Below are 21,533 nucleotides of genomic sequence, written 5' to 3'. Positions count from 1 at the left end.
GAAATGAGAGGTGATCCAAGATGAAACTAGTCTTGTTATCAGGCGGTTCAGGAAAGCGGCTATGGCCATTGTCCAACGATGCAAGGTCAAAACAGTTTCTTAAAATGCTCGAGAATGACAACAAAGAGCTAGTTTCCATGGTACAGCGGGTTTGGGGGCAGATTATAACCAACGATCTAGGCGAATCAAGTTATATTGCAACTAGTAAGTCTCAGATTGAGATCATGCAGAGCCAGATTGGATCGGATGTCCCCTTGATCGTTGAGCCTGAACGTAGAGATACGTTTGCTGCAATTGCACTTGCTGCGACGTATCTTTATTCATTCAAAGGAGTTACTTTGGATGAAGTTATCGCCATTTTACCGGTTGATCCATACGTGGAAAACCACTTCTTTGAATCGGTAAAGGCGCTTGAGAACGTGCTGGATTCATCGGATGCAGATCTGGCGCTGATTGGAGTTAAGCCAACATACCCATCTTCAAAATATGGTTATATCATACCAACTGATGAGAAGCAGTCTGAATCGCAAGATTATCAAACCGTTTGTCACTTCCAGGAGAAACCGACGGAAGAGCAAGCGGAAGAACTCATTAATCAGGGTGCATTATGGAACTGCGGGGTATTTGCATTCAAGCTCGGTTATATTATCCAACTGCTTGAAGAAAAAAGACTCCCAATCCAATATGAAGAATTTGCCAAGCAGTATCATTTGGTCCCCAAAATCAGCTTCGATTACGAAGTAGTTGAGAGAACGAAAAATATCGTTGTGCTGCCGTATAACGGGTATTGGAAAGATTTGGGTACCTGGAATACGCTGACGGAAGAAATGAAAAGCAGCCAGATCGGCAAGGGCATTATTAGCAGTGATTGTGAGAATACGCATTTGATTAATGAAATTGATATTCCGGTGTCGATACTTGGCCTATCCAATGTGGTCGTCGCGGTAAGCCCGGACGGGATATTGGTGACAGATAAAAGCGCCAGTCCAAGAATAAAGGATTTTATTAATTATGATCAAGGCCCTATGTATGAAGAACGACAATGGGGTTGGGTCCGAATCCTGGATGACCAGGTATATGATGACGGCCGCTGCGTAGTGACGAAACGAGTCGGAATTAAAGATGGGAAAAACCTGAGCTATCAATTGCATTCCAACCGTGAAGAAGTTTGGACGATCGTTAAGGGCTCAGGCGAATTTGTGCAAAACGGAAATTATATGAAGGTAAAAGCGGGTAATGTGCTCCACATTCCGATGAAAACCTTGCATAGCATTCGTGCATTGACGGAACTTGAAGTCATCATTGTACAAAGCGGTGTGAATGAAGATTTCAATCAAGTTGTAGAGATTTACAGTTCTTGGGAAGAAGTTTCTCAACATTGTTTGAAAGTATAAGGCGGGTTATCGTTTGTTGAAAACCATTTGCTACTATATCACTGATTACGGGTATGGTCATGCGACTCGAAGTATTGCGATTATTCGCAGTTTATTTCAACATTCGGGGCAATCATTCCGTATAATCGTATGCTCCGGCAAAGCGCTGCCATTCATCCAAGAGTCCTTGAAAGAATATGAGAATGCGATTTCCTATCGGGCGATTTCAACTGATTTGGGTTACTTCCTTCAATCCGGTTCTATTGAACCGGACCTGGAACGCCTGAAATATGAATTTGCCTTGTACATGGAAGAATGGCCGGGGATTATTGACCGGGAAATAAATTTTCTTCTGCAGGAGAAGGTCGATTTGGTTGTTTCGGACATCTCGCCCATTCCGTTTGCAGCAGCTGATAAATTGAATATGGTTTCTGTCGGTATTTCAAATTTCACCTGGTACACAGCCTATGAGCAGATGATGGATGAACAATCATTAGCTTTTCTGTATCAGGCATACTCCCATATGGATTATTTCTTAAGTCTTCCGGGTGCCGACGAGCCTGATTGGGGCCGTCTTGGTCATATCCAAACCAATTTTTTCAGCCGTGCTGCAAGTCAGCAGGAGGTTAGTAAAATAAAAGCCCGTCTGAATCCGGACGGTTCCAAATTAATCGTTTATTTTGCTCTGGGCATGAATATAAGCGTTAATGATTTAGAAGAAATGAGCATGTGGGCAGATGATTCCTGCCAATTCATTGTATCGAGCAATATGAGCTTAGAGCGGTCTAATGTTTGTGTTATCCCTTCAGAGGATACAGAGTCGCAAAATTATTTAGCCGCCGCTGATCTCGTGATTTCCAAGCCTGGATGGGGGACGGTCAGCGAGGCAGTCTGTTTCAACAAACCGCTGCTGCTTGTAGACCGCAAATCCTTTACGGAAGATCAAAACACGGTAAAAGCATTAACAGGCAGGCATTCTTATCAGAAGATGGAATGGGAAATGTTAAAGCGGACTGCCGTAACGAGGGAACTCGTAGCAGCAATTGAAGAGCAGGATGTTCAAGAACGTGCTGCTGATCGTGATTTGTCTCTTCCAAGCATAACGGGCTTTTTAATGAATTTGCTGAAATAAACTATAGATTATCAGGGGTGAGAGAGAATGAAGCTTGCTGTGATCGGTACCGGATATGTAGGTCTCGTGTCAGGAGTGTGTTTCTCGGATTTGGGTAATGATGTTACGTGCGTAGATAAGGTAAATGAAAAAATCACAATGCTCCGCCAGGGAGAGGTTCCCATTTATGAGCCTGGCCTCAAAGAGCTGATCAAGAAAAATACCGATGCGGGACGCCTGCAATTTACAACGGATTTGTCCTCAGCGGTGAAGGAAGCCGAAATTATTATACTTGCAGTGGGTACGCCTTCTCTCCCCAATGGAGAAGCGAACTTGACCTACATTATGGAAGCTGCAAAGGAAATTGCGCTGGCTGTCGACGGGAAGAAGATTATAATGACCAAGAGTACCGTTCCGGTAGGTACGAATGAGAAAATCGAAAACCTGGTGCGCAAACATACTGCACATCCGGTAGCAATCGCATCTGTACCCGAGTTTTTAAGAGAAGGCTCTGCAATTCGGGATACTTTAGGTCCGGATCGAATCGTCATCGGTACAGAAAACGAGGCTGCGCAGAAAAAGCTGATTGAGCTGCATCAACCATTAACGGAAAACATCTTGTTAACGGATGTCAGAAGCGCTGAAATGATTAAGTATGCATCGAATGCTTTTCTGGCAACAAAAATTTCATTCATAAATGAAATTGCGAATATTTGTGAAAAGGTAGGCGCAGATGTAACGAGAGTTGCGGAAGGAATGGGGTACGACAAACGTATCGGATCTTCATTTCTACGGGCGGGTATTGGCTATGGTGGGTCTTGTTTCCCAAAAGATACCCAGGCGCTCATACAAATTGCCGGTCATGTAGACTATGATTTTAAATTATTGAAATCAGTAGTCGAGGTGAACCATGACCAAAGGTTTAATGTCATCCGTAAATTAGAAACGATTTTGGGTGATTTAAGCGGCAAGACTATCGCCATATGGGGACTTGCATTCAAACCGGAGACGGATGACGTAAGGGATGCGCCTGCTTTTGAAATCATTTCATCTTTACTGCAAAGAGGCGCGCTCGTGAAAGCTTATGACCCGATTGCGACTGAAAATTTTAAGAAGAACCTTCTTCATTTAGATGTAACATACTGCCAAACAGCGGAAGAGGCGGCTCTGCATGCCGATGCGCTCTGTGTGTTAACGGAGTGGAAGGAATTCCAGGAAACCTCACTTACGGATATCCAGTCCTGGCTGAAGACGCCAAATTTAATTGACGGCAGGAATATTTACAGCGAAGAACAGTTAGCAAAAACCGAGTTTGTCTATTATTCGGTTGGTCGTCCTAATATGAATAACGGAGTAAGAGAGCAAACACCGCTGTTATCATTCTAGTGAAATTGTCAGAAAAAAGTTTCGCGAAAATAGATACAAAACGGATAAACCGTGCTATAATTGCTACAGAACGTATCAAAGATAGGTCATAGGAACCAGGGGGATTACAATGATAGACCCAAAGGGCAATAATCTTATCTTCTTGCTTTGTACTCCCCGGAGCGGAAGCTCACTGGCTACCGTGATGCTGCAAAATCACAGCAAAGTATTCGCTACCCAGGAAATGTGGTTTTTAATGAGCTTGTATGATCTGCAGGCTGCGCCGCATCGGCCTTATGGCGGAGCTGGAATTATAAAACAATTCTTTAATGGTGTGCTTCCAAGCGAAACCTATGAACAAGCTTGCCGTGCCTTCGCTCTTCAAGTGTATAACGGACTGGTTCATAGCAGCGGAGCTGAAATGGTTGTTGATAAATCACCGCGTTATTACTATATGCTGGAATTTCTGGATACACTGTTTCCGCAATCACGCCGGATCTGGTTGGTAAGAAACCCCTTGTCCGTTATCGCTTCCTACAAAAAGGTTAATAAACATGTGAATGACCGTTTCAGCCTGAAGGAAGATTTGCTAAATCCGCAATTCAATATCAAGATGACTGATATAACCGTCGGATTGTTTCGATATATCAATTATTTCTCGACTGATAGCCCTTACGCATACCGCCTAAGTTATGAAAATATGGTTACTAACCCTAAAGAAGAAATGCAGAAGTTGTGCGAGTTTTTAGGGCTTACATACGAAGAAGGGCTTGAGAAATACGGTGACTATATGGATACATCTAAAGCCGGTCTGTATTACAGCATGGGCGTAGGTGATCCATTCGTCGGGCAGCACACAGAGCCGCATCTCGAATCCATTCATAGCTGGAAAGAAGTCCTGGATAAGCAGGAGGTCGAGATGTACTGCCGGGTGTTGGGAGCTAAGGTCTTTCATGATCTGGGCTACAGCGAACAACTAGCCGAAGCAGAGAAATGGACTGGAGTTCGCTTCGATATGAAAGCGAATATGGAACTGATTCATTCGCGCACCAAACAGCTGGTAGATGCTACAGGCTGCAGGTGGGAAGACAACTATCGGATTAAAGCCGATGTGAAGGAAAATGCTATTTTGCTTCAAGCCGATTCTGATGAAATTCAGAATGCGATTCAACCGCAGGTTCTGCAATTACAAATAACCGTGCGGGCCTTAGAGAATCGGCTGGAGAAAAGCTATGCCAATCAGAAGCGTGTAACCGATCAGCTGGATGCCCTGAAGAATAAAATCAACCGCATCAAATCTTTCATTCCTTTTGGAAATCATTTATCACAATGGGCATCGGCTTACTTGATCAATGGCGGGAGGAAGAAATGAGTGCTATAGCAGGTATTCTAAGCTTCGGAGATAATCATGGAGCAATTGAGGATAACGATAACATCATGCTCGATCTGCAGCGATACCGCGCCGACTATACGGATACTTGGCAGAATGGACCCATCTTTCTTGGATGCCTCGCCCAGTGGGTAACTCCAGAATCGTTAAACGAAAGATTGCCCTACTACGATGCTGAGAACAAGCTTGCGATAACGGCAGATGCGATCATCGACAATCGTGAGGAACTATTTTCTCAACTGCAGATTGAGTACACACGCCGTTCTATGATAACAGACAGTGAGCTCATTCTTCTGGCTTACCGGAAATGGGGGAAGGAAACACCCGGCTATTTAATTGGTGATTTCACATTCCTAATCTGGGATGAACGCGAGAAGATGCTTTTCGGAGCAAGAGACTTATTCGGCAACCGAACGCTCTATTACCATCAAAATGCAAGCCGGGTAGCCTTTTGCACCACGATCAATCCGTTGTTCGCTTTATCGGGTATGAGGAAGGAGCTTCATGAGTTATGGCTCGCTGAGTTCCTTACTATTCCGGTTATGCTTGAATCGTCGGATACCTCTTCAACTGTGTATAAGGATATCCGCCAGATTCCTCCTGCTCATACGATTACGGTTAAGGCGGATGGCGGCATTTCCTTATCTCAGTACAGCGCGCTGGTGTCTGATGATAAGCTCGAACTGAAGTCGGAGGGCGAATATGATGAGGCATTTCGCGAGGTGTTTGACCAAGCGATCAAATCCAGTATTCGCAGCTACAAACCAGTAGGGGCGACATTAAGCGGGGGGTTGGATTCGGGTGCGGTCGTCGGCTTCGCTGCCAAGCATCTGCGGCAGCAGAATAAAACGATGCATACTTACAGCTATATCCCTTCCGATGACTTTGAAGATTGGACGGGAAATGGAAGAATAGCCGATGAAAGGCCGTTCATCCAAGCTACGGTTGACTATACGGGCAACATTACTGACAACTATCTGGACTTTGCGAATCAGAGTCCGTTGTCGGAGGTCAATGATTGGTTGGAACTGCTGGAGATGCCTTATAAATTTTTTGAAAATTCCTTCTGGATTAAAGGGATTTTTGAGAAAGCCGAGCAGCAGGGAATCGGTGTTCTGTTAACGGGCGCCAGAGGCAACCATACCATATCGTGGGGGCCGGCGGTTCACTACTACGCACTTCTGCTTAGGAAATTGAAGTGGGTTCAGTTATATCGCGAAGTACATATGTACAGCAGACGAAAAGGCATACGCAGAGCTCATTTATTGCCGATCATCGGCAAACAGGCGCTGCCTTTCATGGCTCAAACATCTCTATTAAACAGTGATTCAGATGTCCCGCGCTTGATTCATCCGGAATTCGCGAGAAAGACAGATGTTTTTGCTAGACTTCAAGAGAAGGATAGCGGATTAAGCGGATTCCTCCGAAGAGATGCGACAGAAGCGCGAAGTAATCACTTGAACAACATGGCTATTGCCAATTTAAGAGGTACCAAGGGAACCAAGCTTTCGTTGAAATATTCAATATGGGAACGGGATCCGACCTGTGATCCTAGAGTCGTCAACTTCTGCTTATCCGTTCCGTTTGAACGATATGTCGGACACGGATACGACCGAGCGCTTATCCGCAGGGCGACAGCCGGTTATCTGCCGGATAAAGTGCGATTGAACCAACGAATCCGCGGCATCCAGGGTGCTGATTGGGTACACAGAATGATCCCGGTATGGCCTTCCTTTATGGAGGAGCTTAGAAACCTTTGCAAGGATGCCATGGCTTCTGAATATTTGGATGTAGCTTATATCAAGTCAGCGATGTCCAAGGTTGGCAGAAGTCCGCAGCCGCAGGATGCATTCGACCCGGAAATTCGGTTTCTGATGCGCAGCGTAATCGTATTTCGTTTTATTAAAAATATTCACACTCAACCTTACTGAAAGGAGGTGATAAATATGCAAAAACAAGCATGGCAACAACCAGTTTTGGAAACTCTTGAGGTTAGCTCCACAATGGCTGGTAAAGGCACGAAGTACATTGACTTCGTAAGCCCAAGCGACCTGGACATCACTGACACACCACCGGTATCCTAGTATTTCTCTAGTCTGAAGGTTCGTTATACTTAGGGCCCTTATACAAATTCAATTTGTATAAGGGCCATTCTTCAAATTGGACATGAACGCTATCAAATCATGTATGTAAAGGTGAGGAATATGATATCAACCGCCAAGAAAACGAAATATAGAGCCTTTGGATTACAGATTGTTAGCGAAATCGCCCTGCCTGAATTGATCTCTTCGGATGAACAATCAAATAAAGTAGATGTGGAAATTGTCGTTGGCGATTTAACCAAAGCTTGGGAGGACGCGGCAGTCTATCAGGAGTTCTATGGCTTTGCCAATGGTTGCATTTATCTTAATGTGCCGAAAACGGCGATTTTTTGCATTCAGGAAGGCAACAAGATTATCGTCTCTCCCGTAATCGGAGGAGAAGAGAATAAAATTCGTCTTTATTTGCTTGGAACATGTATGGGTGCTGTATTAATGCAGCGGAGAATTCTGCCTTTACATGGAAGTGCTGTCGTTATTAATGGCAAAGCTTATGCTTTTGTAGGAGATTCGGGAGCTGGGAAGTCAACGCTTGCCGCTGCATTCCTAAACAATGGCCACCAGCTTCTAAGTGATGATGTCATTGCCATATCGCTTACGGAGAACGGAAAGCCTGTTGTTACACCGTCTTATCCTCAGCAAAAGCTGTGGGAGAACAGCATTGTACATTTGGGAATGGAGACCAACTCCTATAACCCGTTATACCAGGAAGTTAACAAATATGCCGTTCCGGTCACTGCGACTTTTTGTGGCGAACCGATTCCTCTAGCAGGCGTTTTTGAGCTTCTGCCTTCTGAGAGCGATAAAGCCGAAATTCATTTCATTAAAAGCTTGGAGCGGTTCCCGCTCTTGCTCAAGCATACTTACCGCAATTTATTAATTCCGCTTTTGGAGCTGGAACAATGGCATTTCTCCACCACCGCAAGTATCGCCGGCCTTATCGATGTCTATCAATTACGAAGGTCGTCTGCAGGATTTACAGCTCATCAGTTGGCAGAGCAAATCATAAGTATTGTGAATAAAGGGGAGTAGATAAAGATGAATAATCAGCAAATAGCGTTAAACGATGTTTTTGTTCAGACCAAAGGCAACCTAGTGAGCAATATGGATGGCGAAAAAGTGATGATGAGCATTGATACCGGAAAATACTATAACCTCGGATCAATTGGAGGAAGAATATGGGAACTTCTTGAAACCCCAATGTCGGTAGAAAGTCTCATAGCTACTTTAACATCTGAATACGATATCGATGCAGCTTCCTGCGAGAATCACGTCGTTATGTTTCTGCAGCAATTATCTAAGGAAAATCTGATTCAATCCGGTGAAGGTGTCAAAGTCAATTCTTAATCAGAAAGGGCATACACACATTGAGGAAAAAAATGAAGATGTTTCTGTCCATGTCCCCATATATGAAGCGGCTAGTAGTTGAAGCATTCATTTATTTGGGATGGGCGCGCATTCTTAAAGCATTGCCTTTCTCCAAGATCGCGTCTTCTTTAGGAAAACGGATGGAGGAAACCCCTTTTCAACGTGACCGGGTAAATGAGGCCGAATTATTGCAAATCGCAAAGGCGATTCATATTGTCAGCCGCAATACCTGGTGGGAGAGCAAATGCCTCGTTATGGCTATTGCAGGCATGAAGATGCTTGAGCGCCGCCGGATAAACAGCACGCTTTATCTAGGGACAGCAAGGAACTCAAGAGGACAAATGATTGCGCACGCTTGGCTTAGGAGCGGTCCTTTATATTTAACAGGCGCCGATGAGATGGATAAGTACACGGTAGTCGGCATATTTGGAAAAACCATTCGGTATACCGAGAATCAAAGGAGCACAATAAATGGATAACGAGTTCACGCTCGATTTGAGCCCGTTCCCAAGGGAATTAAAGTTACTGCTTTTATTCACTGCGATGGGAAACGATCCGGATAGAGCGGATCGGATCAAAGACTGCTTGACTGACATCGATTGGAATCTCTTTCTCCAGCTGGCCAGACATCATCGTGTTTACCCGCTGGTTTATTCGAATTTAAAAAAAGTGGATAAAGAACTGATTCCTGTCCATATCATGCAAGCACTTTATCTGGATTATAGTAGAAATACGTTTCAAATGCTCCATTTGACTGCCGAAATGGAAAAAATATGCCGTTTATTCGATGACAATCATATCCGTACCCTCCTGCTGAAAGGCCCTGTTCTTACGCAGGCCCTCTATGGTGATCTCTCTCTGCGGACATGTAAAGATCTAGACATTCTTCTGCCCTTTGAGGATGTTGAGAAGGCGGAACAACTTCTGATTAAGCAAGGATTTGCACCGGATCATGAAGAAATCCGAATTCTGAACGACTGGAAGTGGAGAGTTCATCATCTTTCCTATTATAATCCTGAAACGAAGGTACAAGTCGAGATTCATTGGAGACTTAATCCGGATAAAGGGTCAGAACCTGATTTTGATGAAATGTGGAGCCGCAGAAGCGTCAGTACGGTGACTAACTACCCGATTCATGTTCTTGGGGATGAGGATATGTTTCTGTTTCTGGTTACACACGGTGCCCGTCACGCTTGGTTCCGTCTTCGTTGGCTTGCTGATATTGACCGGTTAGTTCGTAAACCGCTGAACTGGGAGGGTATTTTCACCTTATTGAAGAAGTATCACTGCCAAGCGGTTGGCGGGCAAGCGCTTGTCCTGGTTTCCGAGTTATTGCTTACGCCGCTTTCAGAAGATTTGAAGCCGCTGTACTTCAAGAAACAGATGTACCGGCTGGCGCAGTCTGCGATTATCTTTATCCAGGATATGATTACATTATCGCCGGTACCCAAACATTTGAAGATTTATTACAGACGTTATTTATTTTCTTTGAGATCTCTTCCACAGAAGTGGGCGTTTGTCTTCAGTCAACTGTACCCTAACAATAGGGATTTAGAAACGCTGCCCTTACCTAAACAGTTATATCTTCTTTATTTCCCGCTGCGCCCATTTTTATGGTGTTGGCGGCGAATGAAGCAGCAGCAGCATGCATCATCTTAGGGGAGGATCACATGAAGCAAATCTGGTTTTACATTAAGCGGCTGCAGGCATTCGCTGGCAAATGGTTTTATATCAATCTACTAGGCATGATTGTCATTGGTTTCCTTGAAGGAATCGGTATTTACTTAATTATTCCCATGTTAAGCCTTATCGGGATATTCAATCTAAATATGGGCAGCGTACCTTTGATATCTTGGATGCTGGAAGCTTTAAACGGCCTACCTACGAAGCTAAATCTGCCGGTTATCCTGGCAATCTATACCGTTCTGCTAGTAGGCCAAGCATTATTGCAGCGGAATCAAACCATCATGAACGTGAAAATCCAGCAGGGGTTTATCCGATATTTAAGGACCGATACCTATCAGTCGTTACTGCAGGCAAATTGGATGTTTTTTTTGAAAAAAAGAAAGACGGATTTTAACCATGTCTTAACATCGGAATTAGCTCGTGTCAGTCAAGGGACCAGCTTGACGTTGAAGCTGGCAACGTCGCTTATTTTTACCGTGGTACAAATCATTTTTGCCTTCTGGATTTCGGTAGAGCTGACAGCAGTCGTCTTATTAAGCGGGTTGATCCTCGCCGTTGTCTCGCGCAAGTTTATCAGGAATGCGAAGAGACTTGGTGATCGCACAACGGAGCTATCGCAAAGCTACTTTATTGGTATCACCGACCATTTCAATGGAATTAAAGATATTAAAAGCAATAGGCTGGAACAATCCCATCTCACATGGTTTCGTAATTTATGCAGTCAAATGGAACAAAATTTGAACCGTTTTACGAGGCTGCAATCCAATACCCAATTCTTTTACCGGACAGCATCGGCTCTATTAGTCGTCATGTTTGTTTATTTATCTTTCGAAGTGCTGCATGTCCAAGCTGGACAACTGATGCTTATTGTCATTATTTTCTCCCGGCTGTGGCCCAGATTTACCGACATTCAATCCAGTGCAGAGCAAATCGTATCTACGATTTCCGCATTCAAGAGCCTAATCGAGCTGCAGCAGGATTGCGAGGAATTCAAAGAACAGTATTCACTCGATATCCAATCGAATGTACAGCCTATTCACATGAAACAGGGACTTGAATGCCGCAACCTCTATTTCCGCTATGACTCGAAGCATTCCTCCTATGCCCTTCAACATATTAACGTTCATATCCCCATTAATAGCATGACAGCAATCGTCGGCAAGTCCGGAGCTGGTAAGAGCACGCTCATTGACATTCTCATGGGTCTAGTTCAGCCTGAGCAGGGCGAAGTATTAGTTGATGGAGCAAAGCTCGAGGGAGATAAAATATTGTCTCTGCGCCAATCGGTCAGCTACGTGGCACAGGATCCTTTCTTGTTCAATTCAAGTATCAGAGAAAATCTGATGCTGGTGGAGCCCGGTGCAAGCGAAGAACAGCTTTGGGAAGCTTTGAAATTCTCAGCATCCGATGAATTTGTAAGGAATCTCCCCATGGGGCTTGATACAATTCTCGGCGACCGTGGAATCCGGATTTCGGGCGGAGAGAGGCAGCGGATTGTGCTGGCCCGGGCGATCTTGCGTAAGCCATCCATTCTTGTGCTGGATGAAGCGACAAGCGCTCTGGACACGGAGAATGAAATGAAGATTCAACTAACCTTGGACCGTTTGAAACATAACATGACTATCATTGTTATTGCCCATCGCTTATCTACTATCCGTAATGCTGATCAGGTTGTTGTATTGGAGAAAGGCGAAATTATTCAAAAAGGCGGATACCAGCAGCTTTCTAGAGAATCAAAAGGCACGTTCAGCCAATTGCTTTCGTACCAGGCAGAAGCGAAAGCCTAACTTTGTTTCATACCTCAAACCCGAGTGAGATTGAGCTTACCGGCCTGGTTGGCCGGTAAGAAACTCAGACTCAAACATTAATTTTAATTAATAATCAGGATATAAGGGTCTGATGTCCTAGTCATAATTACCCTTGACGCATTTAAAAAACTTCTATAAATTAACAGTGTATACAAAAAGTTGCTTTATGGGAGGCGTTAAGAAATGCCGAATATTAGTTCAACTAGTAGAATGAAGCTAGGCTTGCAAGCTATGATTTCTATATTGCTGGTGTCCCTTATGCAATTGTCTTATTTCACCCAGTTTGTCTCGGCAGATGTAATTGATACAAGCAGAATTCAACTGGAACAAGGAACCTACTATGTGAATGAAGAAGCAGAATCTGTTGCTGTTCAAGTGCTCCGTAAGGATGGATTAGAAGAAGAAACCTCCGTCGACTACACGACGAAAGAGGGTACAGCTTCTAATGATAGCGATTATTCCGAAGTTTCCGGTACACTGACTTTTGGGGTAGGGGAAACGTCCAAGACGATTATTATTCCTGTGAATGATGACTTAATTGATGAAAATAACGAAATATTCAGCATTTACTTAAGTAATCCGACGAACGGAACATTGCTGGGCTCTCAGGTAAAAGCGATAGTGATTATTACAGATAATGATCCTGTCAGTGTTATTAAATTTGAGTCTCCCAACTACTACGTTGTTGAAGAATCAGGCTTAATCACGCTCACTATCACTCGGACAGGAAACACGAACGGTGCGGTCAATATCGTCTACTCAGCGGCATCCGATACTGCAGCAGCAGGGTTCGATTTTGCCAGGACCTACGGTAATCTGACTATGGCAGACGGTGAAACAACGAAGACGTTTCAAATAAAAATATTGGATGATAACCAGATCGAATATAATGAAAAATTTCTCGTTGAGATTGATTGCCGGACTGTCGGTACATGGATCGGATCAATCGCTTGGACGAAGGTGAACATTCTCGATCAGGATCATCTCAAAGACCTATAAATCGCATAGATTCTGCGGTATGACTTTTTTCAAAAACATACTGCAGAATTTTTTTATTCTCTCATCAGAAATTTGTTATCAATACCTGTAATTTAGGCGATCAGATGTGCATCAAAACACCTGGAAGTGACGTCTAAGTAGATGGAGGTCGACTATCTCGGGAACAGCACAGCACAGTTAAGGACTAGAACCAGGCCATTGATTGTAATGAAATGAAGCTGGGTAAAAGATAGGTCTCCCGAACTGTCGACCGCTTTCCATTTGTTATGATATAAAGAGAGGAAATAGAGTGTAAACTAACAGGATTTGCGCTCAAGTGGAGGTAGATTATGCAGAAACTAGACGAAACAATGAGATCTGAAAGGAGTGCAAGGAAAAGAAAAAGCCGCAATCGCTTCACTTACTTGTTTGTTTCAGTTTTGGCCATTATTAGTTTATTGGGCAACGGGACGTCAGCGTTCTCATCCGAAATCCCCACTAGTACGCAAGTAATCAATGTCAAAGAAGATTTTAATGCCAGAGGCGACGGTGTTCGGAATGATACAGCGGCGATTCAGGCTGCTATCGACGCAGTAGAGCCGGGCGGAACGCTTGTGATCCCACCCGGCGCTTATAATGTTAATGCGAACATGAATAATAAGGTGAATACGAACTATGGCAGAAGTTATTTTTCATTAAAAATTTCCAAGCCGATGACGATTATCATGGACGGCGCGGTTTTCTTAATGAAAACCAAAGATATGCATGGGGTATTCTGGATTTATAAGACTTCCGACGTACATTTAAAAGGCGGCTCCATCAAAGGCGATGTCATGCCGAAAGATGGAATACTCTCATCTAGAGTTGGTGTTCTGGTGCAGGAGAGCCGGAATTGTTCGATAGAAAACATGTATACAACCAACCTGTCGCAGGGCATCAACATCTACCGTTCTTATAATTGCGCCGTCCGCAATGTGTTCACTGAAAACAATAGAGGATCAGGGATCATCAATCTGAACTCGGATTATACGCTCATTGAGTCATGTAAGGTTATAAATTCAGGAGACGGTCACTTATCCTTGTACGGGGGAGGTTCTAACAACACGGTACGAAATTGCATTGTTGTGGAGAACCGCCTCGGTAATAACGGACAGCAGGGAATTACGTTGGAAAATGAACACAATAGTTATATTTATAATAATACGGTTAAAGGTTTTTATTATGGCATTGATATCAAGAATGGAACGGAGTCTTGTTCAATCGTACAAAATACCGCTTTTAATAATCAATATAATATTGCTATCCGTCTCGGTGACCCTTCACAAGAAACGGAACATGAGAGTCATAACATCATGCTTTATAAAAACAATGTCAGGAGTCCAAAGATTGGATCAGCTAATGCAGGCATTCTGATAAAAGCCGGCAGAGGTCACATTGTTCAGGAAAATGTGGTCGACACAGGGAAAATAATGTATTTTGGTGCTCAAATCAATTCCGATATCGAAATAAACGGAAATAATTTTACCAGTAACACATATGTTGATTAAGGTTAATTAAAAGAAATTTTATCTTTCAAATGAAGCGCACCCCTTAGAATGAACATTGGAATAAACCTTTGGTTTATCCGATGAAATCTAAGGGGTGCATTTTTTTGCAAGCAGGGCTAAGAACAGAAGTTTAGCAGGAATTCATTGAGGCATTAGAGGCGTCATAGGGTTCCATGTCGAAGAATATGGATGAAGAAGCATAGTTGAATGCTGTCGTAAGTTCATGTAAGCGGCTGTTACGCCCACTAGAAGCCGCAAACGCAAAGCAGTGAAGCGAGACCAAGTCCCAGACTTCTCTAAGCGTCCCTATAGGCTTTATACGCGAAGTGTGACAGCAATATGGGCTATTGCTAAGCAGCATCGTCAAACGGGAACTTAAAAGTAAGGGAGGTGGTTACGAGATGAATGAAAAATTGGGAAAGACGAAAGCGTTATGGGTTATTAGAGCTGCGGTATTTAGTCTATTAACTGCCGTTTCGTATTTTTATTTTTTTCATCATGACTCCCATCAAGCAGCTACGATTAATGTCAAAACCGATTTCAATGCACACGGCGACGGCATTCATGATGATACAAATGCGATTCAGGCTGCAATCGATTCTGTTGCTAAAGGTGGAACGATCGTGATTCCCCCGGGTGTCTATAAGATAAGCAAAGATAGTGAACACAGGATTAAAACCGGTTATGGCATAAGCTATTCCGCTATTAAAATATCCAAGCCGCTTACCCTTATTATGAATGGCGCTGTTTTTCTAACGTCAACGGAAGATAAATACGGTGCCTTCTGGATTTATAAGACTTCCGAGGTACATCTGAAGGGCGGATCTTTAAAGGGTAATGTATTTCCTACGGATGGAATATATACATCCAGAGTAGGTGTTCTGGTACAGGAATGCGATCACTGCTCGATTGAAGATATGAACACCCAAAATTTTTCTCAGGGATTAAACATCTATCAGTCAACGTACACCTCGATTAGTAAAGTGACTTCAGAAAATAATCATGGTTCTGGTATTATCAATTTTTCATCTCATCACACTCAGATTGATTCATGTGCGGTCAGAAATTCAAGCGACGGACATATCTCGCTCTACGGCGGCGGAACATATAATACCGTTACAAATTGCAAGGTCACCGAGAATCGGAAAGGATATCCCCGCGAGCAGGGAATTACAGTGGAGACAGAGAAATACAGCCTGATTAAGAATAATACGGTTTCCGGTTTTTTCTATGGGATCGATATTAAAAATGGATCAGACTCAGACATCATAGAACTTAATAAGACGTATAATAACCAATACAATATCATCGTTAGGGCTGGAGATCCGGGGAGGAACCTCCAGACCATCAGCAATAATATACAGATTCTGAAAAACACAGTAACCAAGCCGAGAGCTGCAGCGTCCAATGCAGGTATAGTCATTCAAGTCGGTCGCGGTCATGTCGTTCAGGAGAACGTTATCGATGAAGGGAAGCTGCGGATAACAGATGGTATAGAGAACCGAACGATGAAATCCGATGAGATTAAAGTTATGAATAACATTTTTATTAAGAGATCAGATTCGTACAGTATTGCGAGCCCTTAAGAAAAAAAAGAGGCGAATCCCTATAAAAGGCATCCGTCCCTGTCTTCATTCGATGGTTAAGTACTGTCTCAGCTCCAGTTGTTCCAGTAAAAAGCCGACTGCTTCCTCAACTGACATCATTTCAGTATCGACAATTATATCAGGTGTTCTTGGTACATCATATTGCGCCGATACACCTGTAAAATTAGGAATCGTTCCAGCTCTTGCTTTAAGATATAACCCCTTTGGATCCCGGCGTTCACATTCCTCAAGCGAGCACTTCACATAGACTTCCAGAAAATCACCAGATGGGAACAGTTCTCTTACCATCGATCGATCATTCTCATTAGGCGAAATAAATGCTGCAAGGACGAACAGTCCGGCGTCAACGAACAGCTTGGACACCTCGCCAATCCGTCGAATATTTTCTTTCCGGTCTTCTTCCGAGAAGCCGAGGTCGCGATTTAAGCCATGGCGGATATTATCGCCATCCAGCACATAAGAACCGATATTGCGTTCATACAATTCTTTCTCCAGACGGAAAGCAAGCGTAGATTTGCCGGACCCGGACAACCCCGTTAACCATAGGGCGCAGCTCCTATGCCGGCTGCGGTGATGCCGTTCTTCTCTAGTAATATTGGAGTCATGCCATGAGATATTTCTACTCTTTGGGTCCCTTGAATTTTTTAAAGGGCTGATTTCCATACAAATTCCCCCTCTTTTTCCTTCTTATTTCCTATTGCTGACAATACTACTTTATGATACATAACGTAACATGTCAAATGCTTTTTATTCCATTGTCTTCGTTTAAAAGCCCTTTCCACAGCTGAGAAAAGGCTTATTTAGGATGAAAACTAGAAGCAATTCAGGTTGAATATAGGAATAGAATTAGGAGGAGTCAGTATGCCAATGATAGTGGATGTTAAGCTGGATTACCAAGCGGCAGGGGATGGTATAAACGATGATACGCAAGCGATACAAGCTGCCATCGATCAGGTGGCGGAGGGCGGAACAGTTTTGATTCCACCTGGCGTATACCGGCTTACGAAGAATATGAAGAATAAACAGGTTACCGGATACGGAACGAGTTATTCCGCACTGAAAATTTCGAGGCCGGTGACAATCCTTATGGAAGGCGCTGTGTTTGAAACCGAAACCAGTCATTCATACGGTGTATTTTGGATTTACCAAGCATCGGAAGTTCATTTAAAGGGCGGCTCTCTGAAGGGTGATGTACTGCCGGCGGATGGGATATGGTCATCAAGGATCGGTGTACTGATCCAGAATAGCCATCATTGTTCGATCGAGGACATGGAGACGTTTAATTATTCGCAGGGTATCAACATCTACAATTCGGAATACTGCACCGTTCGCAGCTTCAAAACCTCTTACAACATGGGATCGGGTATCATCTGTTTCGGTTCCAAATATTCGCTTATCGATTCCTGTACGATCAGCAGCTGTGGAGATGGTCATTTATCCCTTTTTGGCGGCGGTCAACATAATACAGTCGTAAACTGCTTCGTTTCTGAAGACAGACCGGGATATTCCAGTGAGCAGGGGATTACTCTCGAGAGGGAGAGGAACAGCCTGATCAAGAACAATACGGTCAACGGATTTTATTACGGCATCGATATTAAGAATGGATCTGATTCCTGCACGATCGAATCGAACAGAACTTATAATAATCAGAACAACATTGCCATTCGCCCGGGAGATGGGGGAGGGAATGGACAAGCGGCCAGCAACAATATTAGTCTCAAGAAGAATGTAACTACTAATCCAAGAGGAGTAAGTCCAAACGCAAGCATTCTTATTAAAGCCGGCACGGGCCACACGCTTATAGAGAACACGATCAACAAGAACAAACTGGTATTGACGGGAGGAATTCTTCTTAACAGCAACATAATCACAAATCAATATAAACTGATAGCTAATACATTCATCGATTGATCGGCAATAAGATAATCATTTTGTGCAAACCTTGGTCACTTCATGAATGGAATGGGAGAGGCACGCGGGAATATAATGATACCAACAAGAGATACAATCATTATAAATTTTATGCGGGCGGAGGAGTTTGCTATGAGCTTATCCGGGATGTCAGAACAATCTTACATTCGGCCGATCCTGGTGCAAGACCGCTGGTGCGTGCACAGTTATTATACCCTGAGTCCCTATGCGCCGGACGGATCCGGACGAATATTACTAGCTGGAGGGGATTTGGATAAAGGAACCGGAGAGGTTATTATCGTCTCTTCAGAAGGAACGGTGCTGGATCGTTTCGGGCAATCCGCTCTGCACTCCGGATTTTTTCATACGGGTTTATGGCAGACATGGAGTCCGGATGCGAAATATGTGTATTACCAAAGCGGTACGTTAAACCGGCCGCTTGTCGTCAAACGTGAGCTGGATACGGGAATTGAGAGTACGCTCGAAGGCGATATGGAAGGAGCGCCGCCGCAGGGTGAGCCGATTATATCAGGTTTAATGGGCATGCTCTATGCAGCGGGATACGGCTACGACAAATATCAACCGGAGCTTGCTCCAGTTCCTTTTCATCATCGGAGTGAACATGGGCTCTTTCGGTTCTCGTTTGATCCAATCTGCATTTCTCTAGCTTTAAGCACGGCCGAAATACTGGATAGGCATCCGCATCGTGATCGGCTCCTTCAAAGTGATCAGGAAATCAATCAGAGGCTGGGAAGCAGCGAAGGTTTGACGTTAATGAGCTACTGCGTCAGGTGGAATGCGGACGGAAGCCGGTTATTATTTTATTTTGGGAATCATTGCGTTGACAAGAGCAGAGGCGAGCCGAAACTGGCTTATGTATTCACCTCCGATAGAGAGCTTAAGGAGCTGCATCTGGCCGTTGATTTGAGCTATGGGAGGCCGGGCGTTCATTGGTCATGGCATCCTGACGGAGAGCATCTGGTTGGTTACGGGCCTGATCCTGAAGATGAAAATCGTCTATGTTTAGCTCAAGTTCATTATAATGGAAGCGATTACAAAAAGCTGAGTAATCATAACAGCGGAGGTCATCCGAGCATTTCACCAACGGATTATAATTTGCTTTTAACGGATACGGGCGGAATTCCTGGAGAGGTATTGTTTATTGATATACAGAAGGATCAGGTTATTCGGAGCGTGTTCTTACCGCGGGTATTCGGGGAAACGGAGGAAGGAGGCAGACATCCCCTCCGGGTATGTCATCACCCCGTATTCTCAGGGGACGGTAAAAAAGTATTGGTGAACACATTGCCTGGCCGACATGCTGTTGTTTGTGAAATCGACGTCGAAGAGGTACTCGGATGAGCTTATGGACGTTATTGGATGGAGGGTACAGCATGCCGGACAAACAAACATGGAGCCGAAGATTGAGCTGCAAATTCGGTTATTGGTTGGCGACCAGACACCCAAGATCAATTGTGCACCCAACCTGTCTGATCAGTCCCGAGGCCAAAATTTGCCCCAGGGATGGGACGATCGAGATTGGCGAGCACTCGATGGTCGCTGTTGGCGTACTGCTCCAGGGGAATGTGCAAATCGGGAAACGCTGCTCGATTCAGGCTTATTCCAACATTGTGGGATATGGCACGACAGAGGACCTAAGCGGGCAGATTACGATCGGGAATGATGTGCGTATTGCATCCCATGCCATCATAATTGCGGGTAATCACCGATTCGATGACTTGAACCGGCCCATTTGCGAGCAGGGGGGCGATTTAGCGCCTATTACGATTGAGGATGACGTTTGGATCGCCGGAAGAGTGAATATCACTGCAGGAGTAACCATAGGCAAAGGGTCGGTGATCGGCGGAGGATCCGTGGTAACGCGTGATATTCCTCCTTATAGTATCGCCGTCGGGATACCGGCCAAAGTTATTAAAAAAAGAGGATCCGCATTAACATAAAGGTGAGCAGCCTCACTTCCGGTGAGGCTGTGCTTTTTTTTGTGCGTATTTTATGGTGTTTAAGACAAAATCCCCATGATATCTGGGTCTTCATGATCATCGCACTTTTATGCGCCGATATCGGACTGCAAAAAAGTGCAGTTTGGGGCAGTGAACATTTTTGCCGCAAGCGGATCACTGCATGTCCAAACAGCGGAAATCAAGGGTTCCGTGAAATGGACTGACCGGCAAAAGAGTCGTCTAGACGTGAGGCGCTGCTTCAAGTAAATTGAGCTTAACAACTTCCACACAACCAAACAGACGAAGAATAGGAGGAGCATTGATCATGGGAAAGTCAATCACAACCGTTCATCCGGAAATCCAACATACCCGAAGCCGGATAAAAACCAAGTCAAGAATGAAGATCATTTACCGAGACCGTTTCTTGTACCTGCTGGCACTGCCCGGCTTGCTATTTTTTCTCGTTTTTAAATATGTTCCCATGTGGGGGTTGATTATTGCTTTTCAGAATTACTCCCCGTACACCGGCATTATGAATAGTGAATGGGTAGGATTCGATCACTTTATCCGGTTCTTTAGCAATTCGGATTTTTATCTGTTACTGCGCAATACGCTTGCGATCAGCTTTCTGAATCTGCTGCTTTTTTTTCCAGCTCCGATCCTCATTTCCATTATGCTGAATGAAGTCAGGCAGGTCGTTCTCAAGCGATTTATCCAAACCGTTATTTATTTTCCCCATTTCCTCTCGTGGGTTATCATAGCGGGCATCAGCTTTATTATGCTGGGTCAGTCGGAGGGGGTAGTCAATAGTATCTTGTCGCTTCTAGGATTTGAAAAAATCCCGTTTCTAACCTCAACGAATTTGTTTTGGCCCATGTTGACGCTGCAAAATATTTGGAAAGATGCAGGATGGGGAACGGTGATCTTTCTTGCAGCGGTATCCGGTATCGATCCTACCTTGTATGAAGCTGCGAAAATGGACGGTGCCGACCGGTTGAAACAAATTTGGCATGTCACGCTTCCTGGAATCAGGAATGTTATTTTTGTCCTGCTTATACTGAAGATCGGGGATATTATGGATGTTGGTTTTGAACAGGTCTTTCTGATGGGAAGCGCGGCAGTTTCAAATGTTGCCGATGTTTTCGACACTTACGTATACCGAAACGGCGTCTTGAACGGAGAGTTCAGCTATACGTCTTCGGTCGGTTTGTTCAAATCCATTGTCGGGCTGATTTTGGTGATGGGCACCAACAAACTAACAAAAATGTTCGGTCAAGACGGCCTCTATTAAGCGGATGCTTAGAGAAGCCGCCTGGCTGAAGGAAAACC

Annotated in this window: 19 protein-coding genes; 18 read left to right on the top strand and 1 reads right to left on the bottom strand. The window is 44.2% G+C overall.

The window, feature by feature from the left end; all coding sequences use genetic code 11:
* Positions 1–20 precede the first annotated feature (20 nt).
* The 14 genes from ACFPYJ_RS28015 (at position 21) to ACFPYJ_RS27950 (ending at position 16,311) form a co-directional block, all read left to right on the top strand.
* Positions 21–1,394: a sugar phosphate nucleotidyltransferase gene (locus ACFPYJ_RS28015; RefSeq protein WP_379191537.1), complete on the top strand. Its 1,374-nt coding sequence runs from the start codon at positions 21–23 to the stop codon at positions 1,392–1,394.
* 13 nt (positions 1,395–1,407) lie between these two features.
* Positions 1,408–2,505: a glycosyltransferase gene (locus ACFPYJ_RS28010; RefSeq protein WP_379191536.1), complete on the top strand. Its 1,098-nt coding sequence runs from the start codon at positions 1,408–1,410 to the stop codon at positions 2,503–2,505.
* 27 nt (positions 2,506–2,532) lie between these two features.
* The gene (locus ACFPYJ_RS28005) at positions 2,533–3,870 is read left to right on the top strand and encodes a UDP-glucose dehydrogenase family protein (RefSeq protein WP_379191535.1); all 1,338 of its coding nucleotides are present in this window, start codon (positions 2,533–2,535) and stop codon (positions 3,868–3,870) included.
* Positions 3,871–3,979: 109 nt separating this feature from the next.
* Entirely contained in the window at positions 3,980–5,221 is a 1,242-nt protein-coding gene (locus ACFPYJ_RS28000; RefSeq protein ID WP_379191534.1) for a sulfotransferase family protein, read from the top strand.
* The gene (locus tag ACFPYJ_RS27995; protein WP_379191533.1) at positions 5,218–7,170 is read left to right on the top strand and encodes an asparagine synthase-related protein; all 1,953 of its coding nucleotides are present in this window, start codon (positions 5,218–5,220) and stop codon (positions 7,168–7,170) included. Before ACFPYJ_RS28000 ends, ACFPYJ_RS27995 begins: the two co-directional genes overlap by 4 nt.
* A gap of 15 nt (positions 7,171–7,185) precedes the next feature.
* A complete protein-coding gene (locus tag ACFPYJ_RS27990; RefSeq protein WP_379191532.1) occupies positions 7,186–7,323 on the top strand; it encodes a paeninodin family lasso peptide in 138 nt (45 codons plus the stop codon).
* Positions 7,324–7,443: 120 nt separating this feature from the next.
* On the top strand, positions 7,444–8,370 hold the full coding sequence (locus ACFPYJ_RS27985) for an aldolase (protein WP_379191531.1): 927 nt from the start codon (positions 7,444–7,446) through the stop codon (positions 8,368–8,370).
* Between the two features lie 6 nt (positions 8,371–8,376).
* Positions 8,377–8,685: a lasso peptide biosynthesis PqqD family chaperone gene (locus tag ACFPYJ_RS27980; protein ID WP_379191530.1), complete on the top strand. Its 309-nt coding sequence runs from the start codon at positions 8,377–8,379 to the stop codon at positions 8,683–8,685.
* A gap of 32 nt (positions 8,686–8,717) precedes the next feature.
* A complete protein-coding gene (locus ACFPYJ_RS27975) occupies positions 8,718–9,185 on the top strand; it encodes a lasso peptide biosynthesis B2 protein (protein ID WP_379191529.1) in 468 nt (155 codons plus the stop codon).
* Entirely contained in the window at positions 9,178–10,365 is a 1,188-nt protein-coding gene (locus ACFPYJ_RS27970) for a nucleotidyltransferase domain-containing protein (protein ID WP_379191528.1), read from the top strand. The genes ACFPYJ_RS27975 and ACFPYJ_RS27970 overlap by 8 nt, the downstream gene beginning before the upstream one ends.
* Before the next feature lie 11 nt (positions 10,366–10,376).
* Positions 10,377–12,179, top strand: a complete 1,803-nt coding sequence (locus ACFPYJ_RS27965; protein ID WP_379191527.1) for an ABC transporter ATP-binding protein — start codon at positions 10,377–10,379, stop codon at positions 12,177–12,179.
* A 204-nt stretch (positions 12,180–12,383) separates the two neighbouring features.
* Entirely contained in the window at positions 12,384–13,199 is an 816-nt protein-coding gene (locus tag ACFPYJ_RS27960) for a Calx-beta domain-containing protein (protein ID WP_379191526.1), read from the top strand.
* Positions 13,200–13,528: 329 nt separating this feature from the next.
* Complete coding sequence (locus tag ACFPYJ_RS27955; RefSeq protein ID WP_379191525.1) at positions 13,529–14,725, top strand: right-handed parallel beta-helix repeat-containing protein; 1,197 nt, start codon at positions 13,529–13,531, stop codon at positions 14,723–14,725.
* A 401-nt stretch (positions 14,726–15,126) separates the two neighbouring features.
* Positions 15,127–16,311, top strand: a complete 1,185-nt coding sequence (locus tag ACFPYJ_RS27950) for a right-handed parallel beta-helix repeat-containing protein (RefSeq protein WP_379191524.1) — start codon at positions 15,127–15,129, stop codon at positions 16,309–16,311.
* Positions 16,312–16,356: 45 nt separating this feature from the next.
* Here ACFPYJ_RS27950 and cysC read toward each other — a convergent pair whose 3' ends face one another.
* Complete coding sequence (gene cysC, locus ACFPYJ_RS27945) at positions 16,357–16,995, bottom strand: adenylyl-sulfate kinase (RefSeq protein WP_379191523.1); 639 nt, start codon at positions 16,993–16,995, stop codon at positions 16,357–16,359.
* 198 nt (positions 16,996–17,193) lie between these two features.
* Here cysC and ACFPYJ_RS27940 point away from each other — a divergent pair, with 198 nt between their 5' ends.
* From ACFPYJ_RS27940 to ACFPYJ_RS27925, 4 genes are all read left to right on the top strand, one after another.
* The gene (locus ACFPYJ_RS27940) at positions 17,194–18,243 is read left to right on the top strand and encodes a right-handed parallel beta-helix repeat-containing protein (RefSeq protein ID WP_379191522.1); all 1,050 of its coding nucleotides are present in this window, start codon (positions 17,194–17,196) and stop codon (positions 18,241–18,243) included.
* Between the two features lie 132 nt (positions 18,244–18,375).
* On the top strand, positions 18,376–19,605 hold the full coding sequence (locus tag ACFPYJ_RS27935) for a hypothetical protein (RefSeq protein ID WP_379191521.1): 1,230 nt from the start codon (positions 18,376–18,378) through the stop codon (positions 19,603–19,605).
* Positions 19,602–20,204, top strand: coding sequence for an acyltransferase (locus tag ACFPYJ_RS27930; RefSeq protein WP_379191520.1), 603 nt, complete (start codon positions 19,602–19,604; stop codon positions 20,202–20,204). The genes ACFPYJ_RS27935 and ACFPYJ_RS27930 overlap by 4 nt, the downstream gene beginning before the upstream one ends.
* Before the next feature lie 325 nt (positions 20,205–20,529).
* Positions 20,530–21,495 carry an ABC transporter permease gene (locus ACFPYJ_RS27925; RefSeq protein ID WP_379191519.1) on the top strand — a complete coding sequence of 322 codons (966 nt, stop codon included), beginning with the start codon at positions 20,530–20,532 and terminating at the stop codon, positions 21,493–21,495.
* Positions 21,496–21,533 lie beyond the last annotated feature (38 nt).

It is taken from the genome of Paenibacillus solisilvae, assembly GCF_042656405.1.
Taxonomy (GTDB): domain Bacteria; phylum Bacillota; class Bacilli; order Paenibacillales; family Paenibacillaceae; genus Paenibacillus_Z; species Paenibacillus_Z solisilvae.
Note: the sequence above shows the minus strand (reverse complement) of the source record. Positions and strands in the feature narration are given on the sequence as shown.

Coding starts and splice junctions, on each gene's coding strand:
- ACFPYJ_RS28015 (WP_379191537.1), top strand. CDS start 21: ATGAAACTAGTCTTGTTATCAGGCGGTTCAGGAAAGCGGCTATGGCCA.
- ACFPYJ_RS28005 (WP_379191535.1), top strand. CDS start 2,533: ATGAAGCTTGCTGTGATCGGTACCGGATATGTAGGTCTCGTGTCAGGA.
- ACFPYJ_RS28000 (WP_379191534.1), top strand. CDS start 3,980: ATGATAGACCCAAAGGGCAATAATCTTATCTTCTTGCTTTGTACTCCC.
- ACFPYJ_RS27995 (WP_379191533.1), top strand. CDS start 5,218: ATGAGTGCTATAGCAGGTATTCTAAGCTTCGGAGATAATCATGGAGCA.
- ACFPYJ_RS27990 (WP_379191532.1), top strand. CDS start 7,186: ATGCAAAAACAAGCATGGCAACAACCAGTTTTGGAAACTCTTGAGGTT.
- ACFPYJ_RS27985 (WP_379191531.1), top strand. CDS start 7,444: ATGATATCAACCGCCAAGAAAACGAAATATAGAGCCTTTGGATTACAG.
- ACFPYJ_RS27980 (WP_379191530.1), top strand. CDS start 8,377: ATGAATAATCAGCAAATAGCGTTAAACGATGTTTTTGTTCAGACCAAA.
- ACFPYJ_RS27975 (WP_379191529.1), top strand. CDS start 8,718: ATGAAGATGTTTCTGTCCATGTCCCCATATATGAAGCGGCTAGTAGTT.
- ACFPYJ_RS27970 (WP_379191528.1), top strand. CDS start 9,178: ATGGATAACGAGTTCACGCTCGATTTGAGCCCGTTCCCAAGGGAATTA.
- ACFPYJ_RS27965 (WP_379191527.1), top strand. CDS start 10,377: ATGAAGCAAATCTGGTTTTACATTAAGCGGCTGCAGGCATTCGCTGGC.
- ACFPYJ_RS27960 (WP_379191526.1), top strand. CDS start 12,384: ATGCCGAATATTAGTTCAACTAGTAGAATGAAGCTAGGCTTGCAAGCT.
- ACFPYJ_RS27955 (WP_379191525.1), top strand. CDS start 13,529: ATGCAGAAACTAGACGAAACAATGAGATCTGAAAGGAGTGCAAGGAAA.
- ACFPYJ_RS27950 (WP_379191524.1), top strand. CDS start 15,127: ATGAATGAAAAATTGGGAAAGACGAAAGCGTTATGGGTTATTAGAGCT.
- cysC (WP_379191523.1), bottom strand. CDS start 16,995: ATGGAAATCAGCCCTTTAAAAAATTCAAGGGACCCAAAGAGTAGAAAT.
- ACFPYJ_RS27940 (WP_379191522.1), top strand. CDS start 17,194: ATGCCAATGATAGTGGATGTTAAGCTGGATTACCAAGCGGCAGGGGAT.
- ACFPYJ_RS27935 (WP_379191521.1), top strand. CDS start 18,376: ATGAGCTTATCCGGGATGTCAGAACAATCTTACATTCGGCCGATCCTG.
- ACFPYJ_RS27930 (WP_379191520.1), top strand. CDS start 19,602: ATGAGCTTATGGACGTTATTGGATGGAGGGTACAGCATGCCGGACAAA.
- ACFPYJ_RS27925 (WP_379191519.1), top strand. CDS start 20,530: ATGGGAAAGTCAATCACAACCGTTCATCCGGAAATCCAACATACCCGA.